This is a genomic window from Achromobacter sp. MYb9 (genome assembly GCF_002975275.1).
Taxonomy (GTDB): domain Bacteria; phylum Pseudomonadota; class Gammaproteobacteria; order Burkholderiales; family Burkholderiaceae_B; genus Achromobacter.
In genome coordinates this window covers 75,848-92,450 of sequence record NZ_PCOQ01000014.1, presented here as the reverse complement: position 1 = coordinate 92,450, position 16,603 = coordinate 75,848, and the positions used below count along the sequence as shown (strand labels likewise).

Sequence of the window (16,603 nt, the reverse complement as noted above, 5' to 3'; positions counted from 1 at the left end):
GGGGTGACTGACGAGTGCTGCGGGGCCCGCCGATTGCGCCCGCGCGGGCGGGCGTAATCGGCATACGAGGTGGTGGTGCGTCGCGCGGTGGTCGCTTGCGCGTGGGTGACGAGTCGGTTTCTTTGGGGTCCCGCAGTCATTAGGGGGTGGAGCGACGGGTGTAGCGCGATAAGTCCGGCATCAGGATGAGAGTGTCCAACGCGCGAAACCCATCATGCGGTCATGATCGACGATACCTGTCATGGGAACCCCAATGACATGCACCTGCGCCGATGATGGGTTTCATGCGGCGCGCACCGGCGTTCGTCGGCCTACCCGAACGCACTCCACCCATCCTACGAACACGATCAACAGCCCCACCCACACGCGCAGCGCAGAAGGCCACGACGCAAGACGCTGCGTAAGCCGTTGGTGGGAACCCCAAGCACGCCGCCCTCCCCGGCTGACGTCAGGGCACAGCTGCTGGAGTCTGGCGCTTGGGTGGTCTGAGGCGCGCGGGGAGTCGATAAGCCCGAGGGAATCCGAAGGCAGCGGCCGCAGGCCGCCACGAGGATGACGACGGGGAAGTCCGGAGCGAAGGCTCCGGACCGCAATCGTTGACCCGCGCGCCCCAGGCCACCCACGCGCCAGACGTCAAAAGAACACCCTCCCCAGCAGCACAACAACTAAGCCGCCACCGCCCTCCTCTCCCACCTCACCGCATGACACCGTACCTGGCGGCCGCCGACGACGCTCACCTCCGGCACATCGATCCGGCATTCGTCGCGCGCATCCGGACACCTGGGATGGAACGTGCACCCCGTCGGCGGCTGGATCGGGTTCGGGACTTCGCCGCCCATCGGCTCTCGGTCCCGCCTGGGGTCTTCCAGATCCGGAATCGTATCCAGCAGCATCCGCGTATACGGATGCTGGGGCGAATCGAACAACAGGTCCGCCGCGGCCTGTTCGACGATTCTGCCCAGATACATCACCGCCACACTGTCCGACACATGGCGCACGACCGACAGGTTGTGGCTGATGAACACGTAGGTCAGGCCGAATTCCTTTTGCAGATCGCCCATCAGGTTCAGGATCTGCGCCTGCACCGACACGTCCAGGGCGGAAGTCGGCTCGTCGCAGACCAGGAATTCGGCTTCCGTCGCCAACGCGCGGGCGATGGAGATGCGTTGCCGCTGGCCGCCCGAGAACTCGTGGGGAAAGCGGCCCGCGTCGCTGGCGGACAGGCCCACCAGTTCCAGCAACTCGTCGACGCGGCGGCGCGTATCGGCGGGCGTGGCCCGCAAGCCCAGCGTGATGATGGGTTCGGCCACAATGTTGCCCACGCGCCAGCGCGGATTCAGACTGGCGTACGGATCCTGGAAGATCATCTGCGGGTGCAACACGCCGCCACTGCGGTTGCGGCCGTATTGCAGCCTGCCACGGGTCGGGGCGACCAGGCCCACCAGCAGTTTCGCCAACGTGGACTTGCCGCAGCCGGATTCGCCGACGATGCTTAGCGTGGTGCCTCGCGGCACCGCCAGCGACACCCCGTCCACCGCCTTCAGCGTTTGCTCGGGCTGGCGCGACAGCGTCCGCTCGAGCCAGGGCGGCGACACATCGAACCAGCAGGCCAGGTCGTCGGCCCGCAACAGCAGATCATCGTTACGCGGCATGAGCGACGCCTCCTTGATGCAGCCAGCAGGCGCTGACCGTGGCGCCTGCCGGGGATGCGGCCAGCGGCGGGCGTGTTTGCGCGCAGCGCGGCCCTGCCATGGCGCAGCGGGGATGGAATGCACAGCCCTCGGGCATCGCGTGCAGCCGCGGCATGGCGCCGTCGATCTGGTTCAGGCGCTCGGCGCGCTGGCGCAGACCGGGGATGGCGTTCATCAAGCCCTGCGTGTAGGGATGGCCGGGACGGCGCAACACGTCCAGCACCGGGCCGATCTCGACGATGCGGCCCGCATACATCACCGCCACGCGATCGGCGGTCTCGGCAATCACGCCCATGTCGTGGGTCACCAGCAGCACCGAAGTGCCTTGCTCCCGACACAACCGGCGCAGCAACGCGGTGATCTGCGCCTGCACGGACACGTCCAGCGCCGTCGTGGGCTCGTCAGCGATGATCAGCGCGGGCCGCGCCGCCAAGGCCAACGCAATGACCACGCGCTGGCGCATGCCGCCGGAAAACTGGTGTGGATAGTGGTCGATGCGCTTGTCGGCCGCCGGGATCCCCACGGCCAGCAGCAGTTCCAGCGCACGGGCGCGCGCCGCGGCGGCGGAAGACTTGTCGTGATGGCGGATGGTCTCGACCAACTGGTCGCCGACGGTGAACAGCGGATGCAGGCTGGTCAAGGGGTCCTGGAAAATCGCCCCGATCTCTTTGCCGCGCAGCCGCTGGCGCGCCTTCGGCGGCAAGTTGTCAATGCGCTTGCCCGCCAGATGGATCTCGCCGCTGCCCAGCCGGCCGGGCGGCTCCAGCAGGCCGATCACCGCCATGCCGGTCAGTGATTTGCCCGCGCCTGACTCACCCACCATGCCCAGGACCTCGCCGGGCTGGATATCGAAACTGATGTCACGCGTGGCCACCAGGACGCCGTGCCGCGTCGGAAATTCCACGGACAGGTCGCGCACGGACAGGGTCGGCGTGCCAGCGGGCGTGGCGTTGGCCTCGGGCGTAGCCGAGCGGGACAGGATGGCCATCATGACGGGCTCCTTGCGGGACGCGGATAGCTGGAAGAGAAAATCTGGTCGGCCGGGGGATGGCCCCAGGTGCGATCGGGGTAGCGCGCGACCAGGCCGTCGAACTGCGCTTGCGCCTGCTCTTGCGCCAGGCGCGCATCGAAGCCGGGGATATGGCCGTCCACCATCACAAAGCGGCCGTCGATGATCACCTGCGACACGTCGCGCCCGCTGCCGCTGACCATCAGCGTCTGGATCGGATCGATCATCTGGCCATTGCGGTCGTGCGAGAAATCGAACACCACGATGTCGGCCTTGGCGCCGACCGCCAGCCGGCCCAGGTCTGGCCGCCCCAGGGCATCCGCGCCGCCGACGGTGGCGGCGTCGTAATAGTCCTCCGAGCGCACGGCTTCGGTCGTGCCGTCCGCCACCCGGCACAGCATCATCCCGATCTGCATGTTCAACACCATGTCGGGCGGCCAGGTGTCGGTGCCCATGCCGATGTTCACGCCCAGCTTGCGGTAGCGCGCGAACGATTCCAGCGTGGCGCCGTGGCGTCCCGACACCAGCGGGCAATGCACGATGCTGGCGCCCGCGTCGCGGATGATCTCGATATCGTGCCCGGGCCGGTCGATATGGCGCGAGCCCGACACGTAGGTGCCATGCGGCAGCAAGGCGCGTTCGGACAGGAAGTCCAGGCTTTGCAGCCATTCCGGCGGGCTCATGCCGTGCTGCTCCAGCACCAGGTCGTATTCCAGGCGCGACTGGCAGCAATGCAGCCGGATCGGGATGCCACGCTCGCGCGCGGCGGCGGCCGACGCACGCAACAACCCGGGCGTACACGTCTCGATGCGATCGGGCGACAGCATGGCGCGCACGCGGCCGCCGTGGCGCCCTTCGATCTCGTCGCAGAATGCGACCGCGTCGGCCAGACCCGCCATGCCACGCGCCTCATCGTAGTGGCAGCGGATCTTGCCCTCGCCGTCCACATACGTATGGCCGCTACGGTAAGCCGGGCCCAGATACACGCGCAGCCCCAGTTCGCCGGCGGCGTCGGCCGCCGACAGGAACTCGTCGCGCGTTTCGCCCCAGACGCGGTAGAACAGCGATGCGATGGGCAGTGCCGTGGTGATCCCGTTGCGAATCAGCTGCGCGAAGGCGTAGCGCTTCTGGAAAGCCAATTCGGCGGGGGTGTACATCTCGTACGGCCCCCGCTTCATATAGGTATCCGGCCAAATGCGGCCCTTGCGCCAGGCGGGGGAATTGTCGAAGCCCAGGATGGTCGTGTCCAGGTCGGACAACGCATCCAGGTCCACGAAACCCGGGCCGATCACCGCGCGGCCGTAGTCGTGGCGGCGCGCGACCGGCCCCGGATAACGGTGGCCGACATACACGATGCGATTGCCTTCGAAGACGACTTCGCCGTTCTCGTACAGGCAGTGGCGCCCGTTTTCGTGGCCGACCACCCAGCGCGCGGTCAGCAGGATGGGGCCTTCGGCGGCGCGCATCATGGCGCCTCCGCCAGCGCGCGGCCGTCGCGCGCGACCACGCGGCCACGTTTGACCACCAGTTTGCGGACCGGCCGCGACACGATTGCCTCTGCGACCGTTTCGGCATCCACCAACACGAAGTCCGCCTGGCAGCCGGGTTCCAGCCCGTAGTCCGCCAGATTCATGACCCGCGCATTGCCGTAGGTGGCCACGTCCAATGCCAGCGCCAGTTCGTCGTCGCGCCGGAAGTTATTGCGCAGGCCCACCAGCATCGTGCGTTCCAGCATATCCGGCTTGCCATAGGGGCCCCAGGTATCACGCATGCCGTCGTTGCCGGTACAGACGGTGACGCCCGCCTGGCGCAGGCGCGCCACGTTGGGCACGGGACGCGATGCGGAACCCGTCGTCATGATGTGGACGCCCGCTTGCAGCAACCCGTCGGTCAGCGCCTGCACCGCCTGCGTGTCGGTCATGCCCAGGCAAAACGAGTGCGATAGGGTGACTTTGCCCTGCATGCCCAGCGCCAGCACGCGGTCAATCGTCATCTGCATCGAAAACGCGCCCAGTTCGCCCGCTTCGTGCAGATGGATGTCGATCGGCTTGCCGTGCTTGTCGGCCAGCCCGAAGATGGCGTCCAGATGTCCCTTCGGGTCGCGGTCCATGCCCGCCGGGTCCAGCCCGCCCACGACTTCCGCGCCCATGCGCAGGGCCTCGTCCATCAGCTCCAGCGTACCCGGGCGGATCAACAGCCCGCTCTGCGGAAAGGCCACCAGTTCCACATCGATCTGGTCGCGATATTGTTCGCGGGCGCGCATCACGCCTTCGATCGCGGCCAGGCCAATGTCGGTGTCCACATCCACATGGCTGCGAATATGGCTGGTACCGTCCGCGATCGACATCACGATCTGCCGCGCCGACTGGCGGTACGGGTCGATGCCCAGGCGCTTCTTCTCGGCGCGCTCGTTCTCGATCTTGTCGATCAGCCGCGGCCCCACCTCGTTGCGGTACCAGGGCATGCCGTACATCGTCTTGTCCAGGTGCGCGTGGGCGTCGATCAGCCCCGGCAGCAACAGGGCGCCGCCGCCATCCACGACCGGCACGTCGGCGGGGGCCGCGCCCCCCCATGCGTGGATGCGCCCGTCGCGCACCAGTACCGACGTCGGTTCGCCGCCCGCCGGACGCACGTGGGTATACAGCGTTGCATTTTCCATGCTTGTCCTCTATTGAACGATGCGCTTCAGCGCAAACGGGGATTCAGGGCGTCGCGCAGCCAATCGCCCAGCAGGTTCACCACCAGCACGATCAGGCTCAGATACAGCGCGGGGAAAACCACGACCCACCATTGCCCCGAAAACAGGAACTGGTTGCCCAGGCGGATCAGCGTGCCCAGCGACGGCTCGGTGGGCGGCATGCCCACGCCCAGGAAACTCAGCGTGGCCTCGATCAGGATGGCCAGCCCCAGGTTCAGCGTGGCGGTCACCATGACCGGCGTCAGCGTATTGGGCAGGATGTGGGTCAGCATGATGCGCAAGGGACTGACGCGGATCAGCCGCGCCGCCTGCACGTATTCCTTGCCCCGTTCCACCAGCGCCGAGGCCCGGACCGTGCGGGCGTACTGCACCCAGTTGGTCATGGAGATCGCCAGGATCAGGATGACGGACGACAGCGTTTCGCGCAGCCCCGGCGGCAGCAACTGGCGGAACACGGCCGTCACCAGGATGGCCACGAGAATCGTCGGGATGCTGAGCAGCGTGTCGCCCAGCCGCATCAGCGCGTTGTCGATCCAGCCGCCGAAGTAGCCCGCCGCCAGCCCCACCAAGAGGCCGATCGCCAATGACAGCACCACCGTCGCCAGGCCGATCACCAAAGACATGCGCGAGCCATACAGGATGGCCGACCACACATCGCGGCCCTGCGTGTCCGTGCCCAGCAGGAATTGCGGGTCGGCGCCCTCCACCCAGAACGGCGGCAATTCGGCGTTCAGCAGGTCCAGCTGTGCCAGGTCATAGGGGTTCTGCGGCGCGATCCACGGCGCGAACAGCGCCAGCAAGACCACCACCAGCAGCACGACGCCCGCGCCCATCGCCACGTAGTCGTGCCGCAGGCTCCACCACAAATCGCTTTGCAGGAAGCGGGACAGCCGGCTCTGCGCGCCGCCCGAAAAAGGTTTAGTGAGCATTGGCGCCTCCTTTGACGTGCTGACTGCGCAGGCGTGGATCCACCACGCCGTACATCATGTCCACGAGCGTATTCAGCGCCACGAAGATGAAGGACACGATCACCAGATAGGCCGCCATGACGGGAATGTCCACGAACATGACCGATTGGATGAACAGCAGGCCCATGCCCGGCCACTGGAAGACCGTTTCCGTGATCAGCGCGAACGCGATCAGGTTGCCGATCTGCATGCCGGTCACGGTAATGACGGGCATCAGGCAGTTGCGCAGCGCCAGCCGAAAATGCACCACCCTGTCGGGCAGGCCGCGCGCCCGCGCGAACTTGATGAATTCGGTGCGCAGCGTCTCCAGCATCTCGGCCCGCACCAGCCGCATGATCAGCGTGATCTGGAACAGCGCCAGCGTGATGGACGGCAGCACCAGCGCCGCGCGGCCCGACGGCGTCAAGAGGCCCGTGGACCATCCACCGGTCTTCACCGTATCGCCGCGGCCGAAACCGGGCAGCCAGCCCAGCTGGACCGAGAAGATCAGGATCAACATGATGCCCACCACGAAGCTGGGCAGCGAGATGCCCAGAATGGACACGAACTGCAAGGCCTGCGCCACGCGCGACTTGCGGTAGATGGCCGTCAGGACGCCCAGCGGCACGCCAATGACCAGCGACAGCAGCGTCGCCATCATCACCAGTTCGAACGTGGCGGGAAAGCGTTCAGCCACCAGCGCGAACACGTCTTGCTGGTTGCGGTACGAAATGCCGAACTCGCCTTGCGCCGCATTCGTCACGAAGTGGACGAACTGCATGCCCACCGAGGCGTTCAGCCCCAGCCGCTCGCGCAGTTCATCGCGCTGCGTCTGCGAGGCCTGCTCGTTCAGCATCATGTCGACGGGGTCGCCGACAAAACGGAAAATCACGAAGGCCAGCAACGCCACCGCCAGCATCACGCCAACCGCGTTTACGACCCGTCTAACAATGAATGCCAGCATGTGCGGCTCCCTTCAGACCCGATGTCGGACTCCAGGCCGCCGCGCCCCGATCGGCACGCGGCAGCCCGCTCAGGCACGCATCACTGCATGCGCACATTCCACAGACGGGCCTTGTTGTCCGGCATCTGCAGCACGTCGCCCACCTTGTTGCCCACGGCCCAGGCCATGGGCTGCTGGTGCAAAGGCAAAAAGCGCACGTCGTCATGCAGGGTCTGCAATACCTCAGCCATCATCTGGATGCGCTTCGGACGGTCCATCTCGGCGGCGGCCGCGTCGATCTTCGCGTCCAGCGCCGCGTCTCCCCACTGCCCCCAGTTGAAGACGCCGGCAGGCCCCGTGCGGCTGTGCATCACCTGCAGCAGGATCGACAGCGCGTCGATCTGCGGCTCGTTGGCCCAGCCATGGATGGTGATATCGAACTCGCCGCGCGAGCGCTTGGGGTTTTGCAGCGAGCGCGGGCCGCTGGCCAGCGTCGCCTTCACGCCAATCCTCGCCCACATCGACGCCGCGGCCTGGCACAGCTCTTCCTCGTTCACGAACATATCGTTCGAGCACAGCAGGGACAGCGTGAAGCCGTCGGGATATCCCGCGTCGGCCAGCAGCTTCTTGGCACGGGCGGCGTCGAATGGCAGGCGCTCGTCCTGCTTGGCCTCGTAGCCCGGGATGGTGGGCGCCACCAATGCGCCCGTCGTGCGCGACAGGCCGCGCATCACGCGCTTTTGCAGCAGATCGGGCGATAGCGCCATGTACAGCGCCTGGCGCACGCGCACATCCTTCAGCGGATTCTTGTCCGTGATATTGGAGCCGACCAGCTTGTCGCTCAGATTGAACCCGAAGTACAGCGTGCGCAGTTCGGTGGCCGCCAGCACCTTCACGTTCGGCGCGGCGCGCAGGCGGTCCAGATCCTGGAGCGGCGCGTTTTCCGTGAAATTGATGTCGCCCGACAACAGCGCCGCGACCCGCGTCGGCGCCGAAGCGATGGGCGTGAATTCGATGCGATCCAGGTTGTGCCGCGGCGTGTCCCACCAGGCTTGGTTCACGACCAGCACGGTCCGCGTGTCGGGGCGGTACGACTCCACCTTGAACGGGCCGGTGCCGTTCGCGTTGTGCGTGGCATAGCCTTCGATCTTCTTCGCGGCGTCCGTCGGCTTGGTGCTGTTGTTGTCCACCAGCCACTGGCGATTGAAGATGAAGATGTTGGTCAGGTCATTGAGCATCAACGGGTACGGATGCGTCATCTCGATGTCGACCGTGAAGTCGTCGACCTTGCGCACGGACTTGAACGCCGGCAGGTTGCCCTTCAGCGGCGAGGCGACGTCCGACACCCGGGTCATCGAAGCCACCACGTCGTCGGCGGTAAACGGCGCGCCGTTGTGGAACTTCACGCCCTGGCGCAGCTTGAAGCGCAGCACGGTGGGCGACGTGGCCTCCCAGGACTCGGCCAGCGCCGGCGTGATGTTGAACTTGTCGTCGTAGCGGATGAGCGCTTCGTACACATGGTTCAGGAACGCCAGATTGAAGGTGCTGCCGTAGGAATACGGATCCAGCGAATCCAGGTCGCGCGCGGCGCCCCACTTCAGCGTGTTGGCGGCAGAGGCCCCGGTGATGGCGGACAGCGCGATCACGGCCCCGGCGGTCCATTTAAGCAACGTCTTCATGGCTGCAACTCTCCCTTGTCTATCGGTCTGAAATACCGGTTTGCTGTCGCCGGGATCGGGCCCGGCGCGATGTGTGAAGCGATCGGGTCGGGCGGGTCAGACTGGGGCGTACAGGCGCTGCGCCCGGTCCAGCGAGGCCAGGGCCAATACTTGGGCCAGCGCCGCCCGGTACGAGTCGATGATGGGTACGGCTGGCCGGCGCGGCAGCGCGGGCAGGTAGCCCGCCAGCGCCGCGCCCGCCACGATCACCACGTCGGCGCCCTGCGCCACCGCGCCATCCAGCGCGCGGCTGACTTCGGCGGCCGACTCGGGCGAACGCGATACGTAGTCCAGCGCGTTGCCGGGCAAGGCGATGATGCCGGCGCAACGGGACTCAAGCCCCAATTGGCGGATCTGCTCGCGCAGCATGCCGGGCCAGCGCTGGCCCACCGTCACGATGGCGTAGCGGTCGCCGCGCTGCATGGCGGCCATGATCGAGGCCTCGGCCATGCCCACGACCGGCACCGGCAGGCATTCGCGCACGGCGCCAATGCCGGGTTCACCGAAACAGGCCAGCAGGCAGGCGTCGAACGGGGCCTCGGCCAGGGCAACTTCGCGTTCGACGGTTTCCAGTACCGCATGGGCGGCCACCGCCGCCTCGACGCGGCTGGCGATGTAGGCCGGCCCGAACGCGGCCGTGACGGCATGCACGTGCGCCGCGCCCCCCAGGAAAGCACGAGCCTGCTCGCCCAGGCTGCGGGTCAGGTCAGACGTGGTGTTGCCATTGATCACCAGCAAGCGGTATGGCGTGAAAGCGGGCCGATCGAAGGCGACGGCGTCGGGCGTGGCGGACATGGAACAAACCTCGGTCATTTTGTATACAAACAAAATGCAGAAACAGGATAATCCCGACCAATTTTGTATAAATATTTGTATACGATTTATGCCGACAATGTACGCGTTTCAGTCTTGCCTTCAAGCTATCGCTAACCCTTATCGCCCGGTGTAGTATGCTTGCTACACCCCGCCGTGCGCGCCGGCAGCGGATGCCGGAGCTTTTCCGACACAATGAAAATGCGCATGCACAGGAGCCTAAGAAGAAGATGAAACCTCTCGCGCCGCCGGCTAACGAGCCCGCCAAGAAAGACATAAACCGCAGCGAAATCGTATACATTAATTTGCGCCGGGCCATCATCGAACAAGCCCTGCTGCCGGGCGACAAGCTGCCAGAAGACGTCATCGGCGAGCGCTTCGGCGTCAGCCGGACCATCGTTCGGGGAGTGTTGACGCGGCTATTCAGCGAAGGCCTGGTGGATCTGCGGCCGAACCGGGGCGCCGCCGTGGCCCGCCCCAGCCTGGAAGAGGCGCACGACATCTTCGAGGCGCGCCGCTGCCTGGAGCGCGATGTGGCCCGTCGGCTGCTGCAGCACATCACTGAAGCGGGGTTGACGCGCCTGGCGCAGCACGTGGCGCAAGAGGAAGAAGCCCGCAAGCGCAACAGCACGAACGAATCCATCCGCCTGTCGGGCGAATTCCACATCCTGATGGCGGAGCTGTCGGGCAATGCGGTGTACGCCCGCTACGTGAACGAAATCGTCTCGCGCTGTTCACTGATCCTGGCGTTATACGGCCGCCCCCATTCCAGCGAGTGCGCGGTCAGCGAGCACATGGAGATCGTCGAAGGCCTGCGCGCACGCGATGAAAAACACGTGCTGCATCTGCTGGAGCATCACCTGGAGTCCGTCACGGCACGGGCGCTGCTGAGCACGGATGGCTCGGGGGTGCGCGACATCCGCAAGATCCTGGACCGCTACGGGACCTGAGTCTGATCGGGGCCTGGCGCGCGGATGCGGCGCCTAGGGGCGTGCCCGCCCGATGGGCGAGCAGGGTGGCCCCCAAGAATGAGAAAAGCGCCCGGTCGGGGCGCTTTTCGGTTCTGGGGCCTAGATTTCGCGTTCTTCCGTCTTGAGGTTGTTGTCGCGAGCGAAATCCACCACGAACTTGTACGCCAGCGGTTCCAGGTCGCGCAAACGCAGGTCGACCACGATTCCGCGCACGCCGTCGATGACGACGGGCAGCACATAGGGCGAATAAGTGAGGTGGTTACCGGCACAGCCGGCGGGCCGGAACTGTGCCATTACGCCGGCGAGCCGTTCCGCCCAATCGCTGGGGCGGAATCGGCTACCGCTTTCGGTAACGCCATGAATTACGAATTGTCTGACGCGAGTTGCCATGAGTTCTTTCACTACAGCGCGCCTTTCACGAAAGCCGGATCTTCGGCGTGATCAAACATGCGCCCTGCGCCGCGAATTGTATATGATTGATCCTTTGCCCTCTTCCAAATGGCGTTTCTTACAAGAAACACCCCAAAAAAAGGGCCGGCATTTTTGGTAATCCCCCAGGAGGATCCGCAATGACCTCGCCTCTGGCCAATATCTATTCCCGCCTGCCGGTTGCGTTCACGCACGGCCAGGGGGTCTGGTTGTGGGATGCCGACGGCCGCAAGTACCTCGATGCGCTGGCCGGCATCGGCGTGTCGTGCCTGGGCCATGCCCACCCGAAGCTTGTCGCCGCCATCAGCGAGCAGGCCGCGCGCGTCATCCATACCTCGAACATCTATGAAGTGCCGCAACAGGCGGCGCTTGCCGCGCGCCTGACGGCGTTGTCCGGGATGCAGGAAGTCGCCTTCAACAACAGCGGCTCGGAAGCCAATGAAGCGGCGATCAAGCTGGCGCGCTATTACGCTTACCAGCGCGGCAACAAGCACGCCCACATCATCACCATGGATTCGTCCTGGCATGGCCGCACGCTGGCCACGCTGGCGGCCACCGGCAGCGACAAGGCGCGCAAGGGCTTCGAACCGCTGCCGACCGGCTTCATCCAGGTCGCCTACAACGACATCGATGCCGTGCGCGCCGCCGGCGACGCCGAACCGCGTACCGCGGCGGTGCTGCTGGAAGTGTTGCAAGGCGAAGGCGGCATCCGTCCGTCCGACATCGCCTACCTGCAGGAAGTGCGCCGCCTGTGCACCGAGCGCGGCTGGCTGCTGATGATCGACGAAGTGCAATCCGGCATCGGCCGCACGGGCAAGTGGTTCGCCCACCAGTGGGCGGACATCACGCCCGACGTCATGACGCTGGCCAAGGGCCTGGCGGGCGGCGTGCCGATTGGCGCGATGCTGGCCGCAGGCCCTGCCGCGGGCGTTTTCACCCCGGGCAGCCACGGCACCACGTTCGGCGGCGGCCCGCTGGTGTGCGCGGCCGGCCTGGCCGTGCTGGACGCCCTGGAATCCGAGCGTCTGCTGGACAACGCCCATACCGTGGGCGCATACCTGAAAGACGCGCTGCAACAAGCCCTGGCCGGCACCGATGGCGTCGCCGAGGTTCGCGGTCGCGGCCTGATGCTGGGCATCGAGCTGGCGCGTCCCTGCGGCGTTCTGGCCGCGCGCGCGCTGGCGGCCGGCCTGCTCATCAACGTCACGCGCGACCGCGTCATCCGCATGCTGCCGCCTTTGATCCTGAACAAGCAAGAGGCAGACCAGATCGTCAGCACACTGGTCCCGCTCATCCAACAATTCCTGGCCGAAACATCCCATTCCCGCCCGGGCCACGAGCCCGGCCGGGTCCAATGACCTGCGACATCACCATGACTCCTCCCACGACTCAAAACGGCCCGTTGCGGCATTTTCTCCAGTTCAAGGACTTTTCGTCCGCCGAGATCGCGTATGTGCTGGACCGCGCGCGTCTGATCAAAGAAAAATTCAAACGCTACGAACCCCACATGCCGCTGCACGACCGCACGCTGGCGATGGTGTTCGAAAAAGCCAGCACCCGCACCCGCGTGTCGTTCGAAGCGGGCATGTACCAGATGGGCGGCTCGGTCATCAACCTGACCTCGAACGATTCCCAGCTGGGCCGTTCCGAGCCCATCGAAGACACCGCGCGCGTCATTTCGCGCATGGTCGACATCGTCATGATCCGCACGTTCGAGCAGACCCGCATCGAACGCTTCGCGTCGCACTCGCGCGTGCCGGTCATCAACGGCCTGACCAACGAGTTCCACCCCTGCCAGATCCTGGCGGACATCTTCACCTACATCGAGCATCGCGGGCCCATCGCCGGCAAGACGGTGGCCTGGGTGGGCGACGCCAACAACATGGCCTACACGTGGCTGCACGCCGCCGAAATGCTGGGCTTCACGCTGCACGTGTCCACGCCCGCCGGCTACGAACTTGAAGCCGCGCGCATCGGCACGCCGTCGCCCAACGTCCTGCGCCAATTCAAGGACCCCATGGAGGCTTGCCAAGGCGCGCACCTGGTCACGACGGACGTCTGGACCAGCATGGGCTACGAAGCCGAAAACGACGAACGCCGCGCCGCATTCGCCGACTGGTGCGTGGATGCCGAAATGATGGCCGCGGCCGACGCCGAAGCCGTCTTCATGCACTGCCTGCCTGCCCACCGCGGCGAGGAAGTCACCGGTGAAGTCATCGACGGCCCGCAAAGCGTGGTCTGGGACGAAGCCGAAAACCGCCTGCACGTGCAAAAGGCGCTGATGGAATTCCTGCTGCTGGGCCAGATCAAGTAAGCCTGCAGGCAACCAAAAAGGGCCCGGATATCTTGAGATATCCGGGCCCTTTTGCTTGAAGCGCCGCGGCTGGGCGTCCGCGATCGCCCCCCTTTCGAAGGCGCCGCGATCAACGCAACGTGCGTTCCCAGGCGGCGATGGCGTCCACCACGGCCTGCGGTTTTTCGGGCACCAGCGCGTGCCCTGCCCCGGGAATCACGACAAGCGACACGCGATCACCGAATTCGTCGCGGATTTCGTTGCGCGTGGTGGGCGGCTTGAACAGATCCAATTCTGCTTGCAGGTCCAGCAGCGGTTTGGCGCCGCCCGACCACCAGTCCGCTTGACGCGTTGCCTTGCCGGCCAGACGCTGGCTTTCGCTGACGTCGGGATACCAGCCGTTCAACCAGACCCGCGCGTCGTTGCCGGGCGCGAAGAACGCGTACTGGATCGACTTCAGGCGTTCGGCGTCGGGCAACGACAGTTCGGCGCTGCGGTCCACGTGTTCGCTCAAGCCTTTGGGATATTGCTTGGCCGCCGCCGCCACGATCACGACCCCGCGCACCAGCTCCGGGTAGTCGACGCCCGTGGCGCGGGCCACCCAGTTGCCGAACGCGTGGCCGACCATCACCACCGGCTGGCGCGCCACGTTGCGGATCACGGCGGCCTGGTCGTCCGCCAGATCATGCAGCGTGATGCCCGACATCGGTCCGGTACTGCCGCCGATGCCGCGCGGCTGCGGACGCAGCACGCGATAGCCGGCTTGCACGAAGCGTTCGGCCAGTTCGTCGAAATCCTGCGCGCCGCGTCCCCGCGACGGCAGCAGCACCAGCGCGGGCCCCTGCCCCTGGTCCAGCACCTCGATCGACGCACCGTTGCCCACCAGCACGTTGACGCGTTTGGGCGTATCGGCCAGCACCGAACCTGATGCCACGACCGCGCACGTGATCGTCAGCCCGGTCAGCAGTTTTTTCACCATCATCATGCCTCCTTGCCGGCCCATCGCCGGCCCGCCGTCACAGGATTTTCTTGAACATCGTGCGGCGGGAATTGCGAAACGAAGGCCGCACGCGGCTGCTCCAGTCGGTGGCGCGCACGGCCAGCCACGGCGGGCTGCCGAAGGTGTCGCGGGTGTGCAAGTCGTAGCAGGCCAGGTATCGCGGCGATTCATCGCGGCATTCGAATCGCATCGCGCGCACCGTGCCGGGCACGGACGCCAGCCCGGGCAGATGCTCCCGGTCATACCAGGCGTTCAGGTCCTGCTCGGCCCCGGGCAGCACATCGGTTTCCACGATGTAGTGCCATGGCGCGTCCTGGCCGGCCGAAGCCCCCGGCAGGTCCAGCGTTTGATGCAACACGCGTGCGCGGGCGCCGGGAAAACTCTCGGCCAGACGGGCCTGGATTTCGGCCAGCGCGTGGCCCGCGCCGCGCAGGTACACATACGTGTCGGCCTCTTCAACGGCGGCAAAGGCGCTGACGCCCACGCCGTCCAGCCCGGCCGTCAGGCGCTGTGCCATGTCGGCCGCGCGGGCGTTGTCAAAGCGTTCGCCCAGCGACACCAGCAATAGGGTTTCCTGCACTGTCTTCTCCTTTCAATGGCCGACGCGTAGCGCCACAAGAAAGCGCGACACCATGTTGTAGGCGCCCACCGTGGCGGCCAGCTCGACCAGTTGCGCATCATCGTAGCGTGCGCGCACGGGCGCGAACACCGCGTCGGGCACCTCGATGTCGCGCGTCATGGCGTCGGTCAGCGCCAGCACCTCGGCTTCGCCGGGAGCCAGCCCTTTCACGTCCTGGGGGGCCGGGTTGGACCGCAACGCGTCGATCACGTCTTGCGGCATGCCGCCGGCCAAGGCGTGCGGCACATGCGCGTCAAATTCGTAAGGCGCGTTGTTCAAGGTCGCCACGCGCAGGATGATGAGTTCACGCAAACGCGGCGACAACGACGTCTTCTGGCGAATGGCGGTCAGCATGGCTTCCCAGCCATCCACGACGGCCGGGCTATTCAGCAGCACCTGGTACAGCGGCGAAATCCGGCCGCGCGCAGCGCTGATGCGCGCCTCGATCGCAGCCAGTTCCTGGCGGGTACCCGGAACCACGGGGGTGACTCGGCTTGCACTCATGCTCACTCCGGACGGATGTTCTTGCGCTGGATCAGCGCGGTCCACTTGGCGCGGTCGGAGGCGATCAGCGCGGCCAGTTCCTGGGGCGAGCTGGGCGCGGCCTGCGCGCCGAACTTCTCCAGCTTGGCGCGCACGGCCTCGTTGCCCAACGCGGCGCGCACCGCCTGGTTCAGCTTGTCCACCGTCGCCGCCGGCGTAGACGACGGCGCCACGATCCCATACCAGTTATTCGATTCCACGCCCGCGATGCCCTGTTCGGCCAGCGTCTTCACGTCCGGCAGCAGCGGGTGACGCGCGGGCGCGGCGATGCCAAGCGGCTTGAGCTTGCCGCCCTGGATATGGCCGATCAGGCCCGGCACGTCGCCGAAGAACCCGGCCACCTGGTTGCCCATCACGTCGTTGATGACGGGCGCCGCGCCTTTGTATGGCACGTGCAGCACGTTGGCTTTGCTGGCATCGGCGAACATCTCCATCGTCAGGTGCGGAATGCTGCCGATCCCCGACGACCCGATCGCCACCGACTGCTTGGCGGCCTGCGACGCCTTCACGAAATCGGCGGCATTCGTGGCCGGATTGGAGGGATTCACCACGAACACCGTGGCGTTGTTCACGACTTTGGACACCGGCGCGAAATCGCGCACCGGATCGTACGGCAGGTCCTTGTACAGCGCCGGACTGATGGCGACCGCGCCGACGCTGGTCAGGAACAGCACCGAGCCGTCGCCGGGCGCCTTGGCCACGTACGCCGCGGCGATATTGCCATTGGCGCCCGCCTTGTTCTCTACGATGACCTGCTGCTTGAGTTCTTTGCCCAGTTGCTCGGCCAGCACGCGCCCCACCAGGTCCACCGGACCGCCGGGCGGGAACGCGATGATCAGGCGAACGGGGCCGTCGGCATGCGCCGCGCCGAACGCGGCCAGACTCAGCACCGTGGCCGAGAGAATCTTATTGAACATGGTGTCTCCTCG

The 16,603-nt window shown here is 66.1% G+C and carries 16 protein-coding genes; 3 read left to right on the top strand and 13 right to left on the bottom strand.

The genetic code is table 11. The annotated features are described in order from the left end of the window. Positions 1 to 665 precede the first annotated feature (665 nt). From CQ050_RS19670 to CQ050_RS19635, 8 genes are all read right to left on the bottom strand, one after another. The gene (locus CQ050_RS19670; RefSeq protein ID WP_105558504.1) at positions 666 to 1,652 is read right to left on the bottom strand and encodes an ABC transporter ATP-binding protein; all 987 of its coding nucleotides are present in this window, start codon (positions 1,650 to 1,652) and stop codon (positions 666 to 668) included. After that, positions 1,642 to 2,682, bottom strand: a complete 1,041-nt coding sequence (locus CQ050_RS19665) for an ABC transporter ATP-binding protein (RefSeq protein ID WP_105558503.1) — start codon at positions 2,680 to 2,682, stop codon at positions 1,642 to 1,644. Before CQ050_RS19665 ends, CQ050_RS19670 begins: the two co-directional genes overlap by 11 nt. After that, complete coding sequence (locus tag CQ050_RS19660) at positions 2,679 to 4,169, bottom strand: amidohydrolase family protein (RefSeq protein WP_233214167.1); 1,491 nt, start codon at positions 4,167 to 4,169, stop codon at positions 2,679 to 2,681. The genes CQ050_RS19665 and CQ050_RS19660 overlap by 4 nt, the downstream gene beginning before the upstream one ends. Continuing rightward, the gene (locus CQ050_RS19655; protein ID WP_105558502.1) at positions 4,166 to 5,359 is read right to left on the bottom strand and encodes an amidohydrolase family protein; all 1,194 of its coding nucleotides are present in this window, start codon (positions 5,357 to 5,359) and stop codon (positions 4,166 to 4,168) included. Before CQ050_RS19655 ends, CQ050_RS19660 begins: the two co-directional genes overlap by 4 nt. Before the next feature lie 26 nt (positions 5,360 to 5,385). Next, positions 5,386 to 6,327, bottom strand: a complete 942-nt coding sequence (locus CQ050_RS19650) for an ABC transporter permease (RefSeq protein ID WP_105558501.1) — start codon at positions 6,325 to 6,327, stop codon at positions 5,386 to 5,388. Then, positions 6,317 to 7,309 (bottom strand): ABC transporter permease, encoded by a 993-nt coding sequence (locus CQ050_RS19645; protein WP_105558500.1) that lies wholly within the window; start codon positions 7,307 to 7,309, stop codon positions 6,317 to 6,319. The genes CQ050_RS19650 and CQ050_RS19645 overlap by 11 nt, the downstream gene beginning before the upstream one ends. Before the next feature lie 80 nt (positions 7,310 to 7,389). Then, positions 7,390 to 8,967 (bottom strand): ABC transporter substrate-binding protein, encoded by a 1,578-nt coding sequence (locus CQ050_RS19640; protein ID WP_105558499.1) that lies wholly within the window; start codon positions 8,965 to 8,967, stop codon positions 7,390 to 7,392. A 96-nt stretch (positions 8,968 to 9,063) separates the two neighbouring features. Continuing rightward, positions 9,064 to 9,801 (bottom strand): aspartate/glutamate racemase family protein, encoded by a 738-nt coding sequence (locus CQ050_RS19635; protein ID WP_105558557.1) that lies wholly within the window; start codon positions 9,799 to 9,801, stop codon positions 9,064 to 9,066. 248 nt (positions 9,802 to 10,049) lie between these two features. Between CQ050_RS19635 and CQ050_RS19630 the strand changes: the two genes are divergently transcribed. Continuing rightward, complete coding sequence (locus CQ050_RS19630) at positions 10,050 to 10,769, top strand: GntR family transcriptional regulator (protein ID WP_105558498.1); 720 nt, start codon at positions 10,050 to 10,052, stop codon at positions 10,767 to 10,769. A gap of 120 nt (positions 10,770 to 10,889) precedes the next feature. On the opposite strand, the gene CQ050_RS19625 is transcribed toward CQ050_RS19630, so the two are convergent. Continuing rightward, entirely contained in the window at positions 10,890 to 11,180 is a 291-nt protein-coding gene (locus CQ050_RS19625; RefSeq protein ID WP_013392635.1) for a DUF3579 domain-containing protein, read from the bottom strand. Positions 11,181 to 11,359: 179 nt separating this feature from the next. Between CQ050_RS19625 and CQ050_RS19620 the strand changes: the two genes are divergently transcribed. Then, positions 11,360 to 12,577 carry an aspartate aminotransferase family protein gene (locus CQ050_RS19620; RefSeq protein ID WP_105558497.1) on the top strand — a complete coding sequence of 406 codons (1,218 nt, stop codon included), beginning with the start codon at positions 11,360 to 11,362 and terminating at the stop codon, positions 12,575 to 12,577. A 14-nt stretch (positions 12,578 to 12,591) separates the two neighbouring features. Continuing rightward, positions 12,592 to 13,533 (top strand): ornithine carbamoyltransferase, encoded by a 942-nt coding sequence (argF, locus tag CQ050_RS19615; protein ID WP_105558556.1) that lies wholly within the window; start codon positions 12,592 to 12,594, stop codon positions 13,531 to 13,533. A 109-nt stretch (positions 13,534 to 13,642) separates the two neighbouring features. Here the strand turns inward: argF and CQ050_RS19610 are convergent, their stop codons facing one another. Genes CQ050_RS19610 through CQ050_RS19595 form a run of 4 tightly spaced genes read right to left on the bottom strand, consistent with a single transcriptional unit; the run spans position 13,643 to position 16,591 of the window. Then, the gene (locus CQ050_RS19610; RefSeq protein ID WP_332008700.1) at positions 13,643 to 14,494 is read right to left on the bottom strand and encodes an alpha/beta hydrolase; all 852 of its coding nucleotides are present in this window, start codon (positions 14,492 to 14,494) and stop codon (positions 13,643 to 13,645) included. Between the two features lie 34 nt (positions 14,495 to 14,528). Continuing rightward, on the bottom strand, positions 14,529 to 15,092 hold the full coding sequence (locus tag CQ050_RS19605; RefSeq protein WP_105558495.1) for a DUF4286 family protein: 564 nt from the start codon (positions 15,090 to 15,092) through the stop codon (positions 14,529 to 14,531). Positions 15,093 to 15,104: 12 nt separating this feature from the next. Further along, positions 15,105 to 15,635: a carboxymuconolactone decarboxylase family protein gene (locus CQ050_RS19600; protein WP_105558494.1), complete on the bottom strand. Its 531-nt coding sequence runs from the start codon at positions 15,633 to 15,635 to the stop codon at positions 15,105 to 15,107. 2 nt (positions 15,636 to 15,637) lie between these two features. Beyond that, positions 15,638 to 16,591, bottom strand: coding sequence for a tripartite tricarboxylate transporter substrate binding protein (locus CQ050_RS19595; protein WP_105558493.1), 954 nt, complete (start codon positions 16,589 to 16,591; stop codon positions 15,638 to 15,640). Positions 16,592 to 16,603 lie beyond the last annotated feature (12 nt).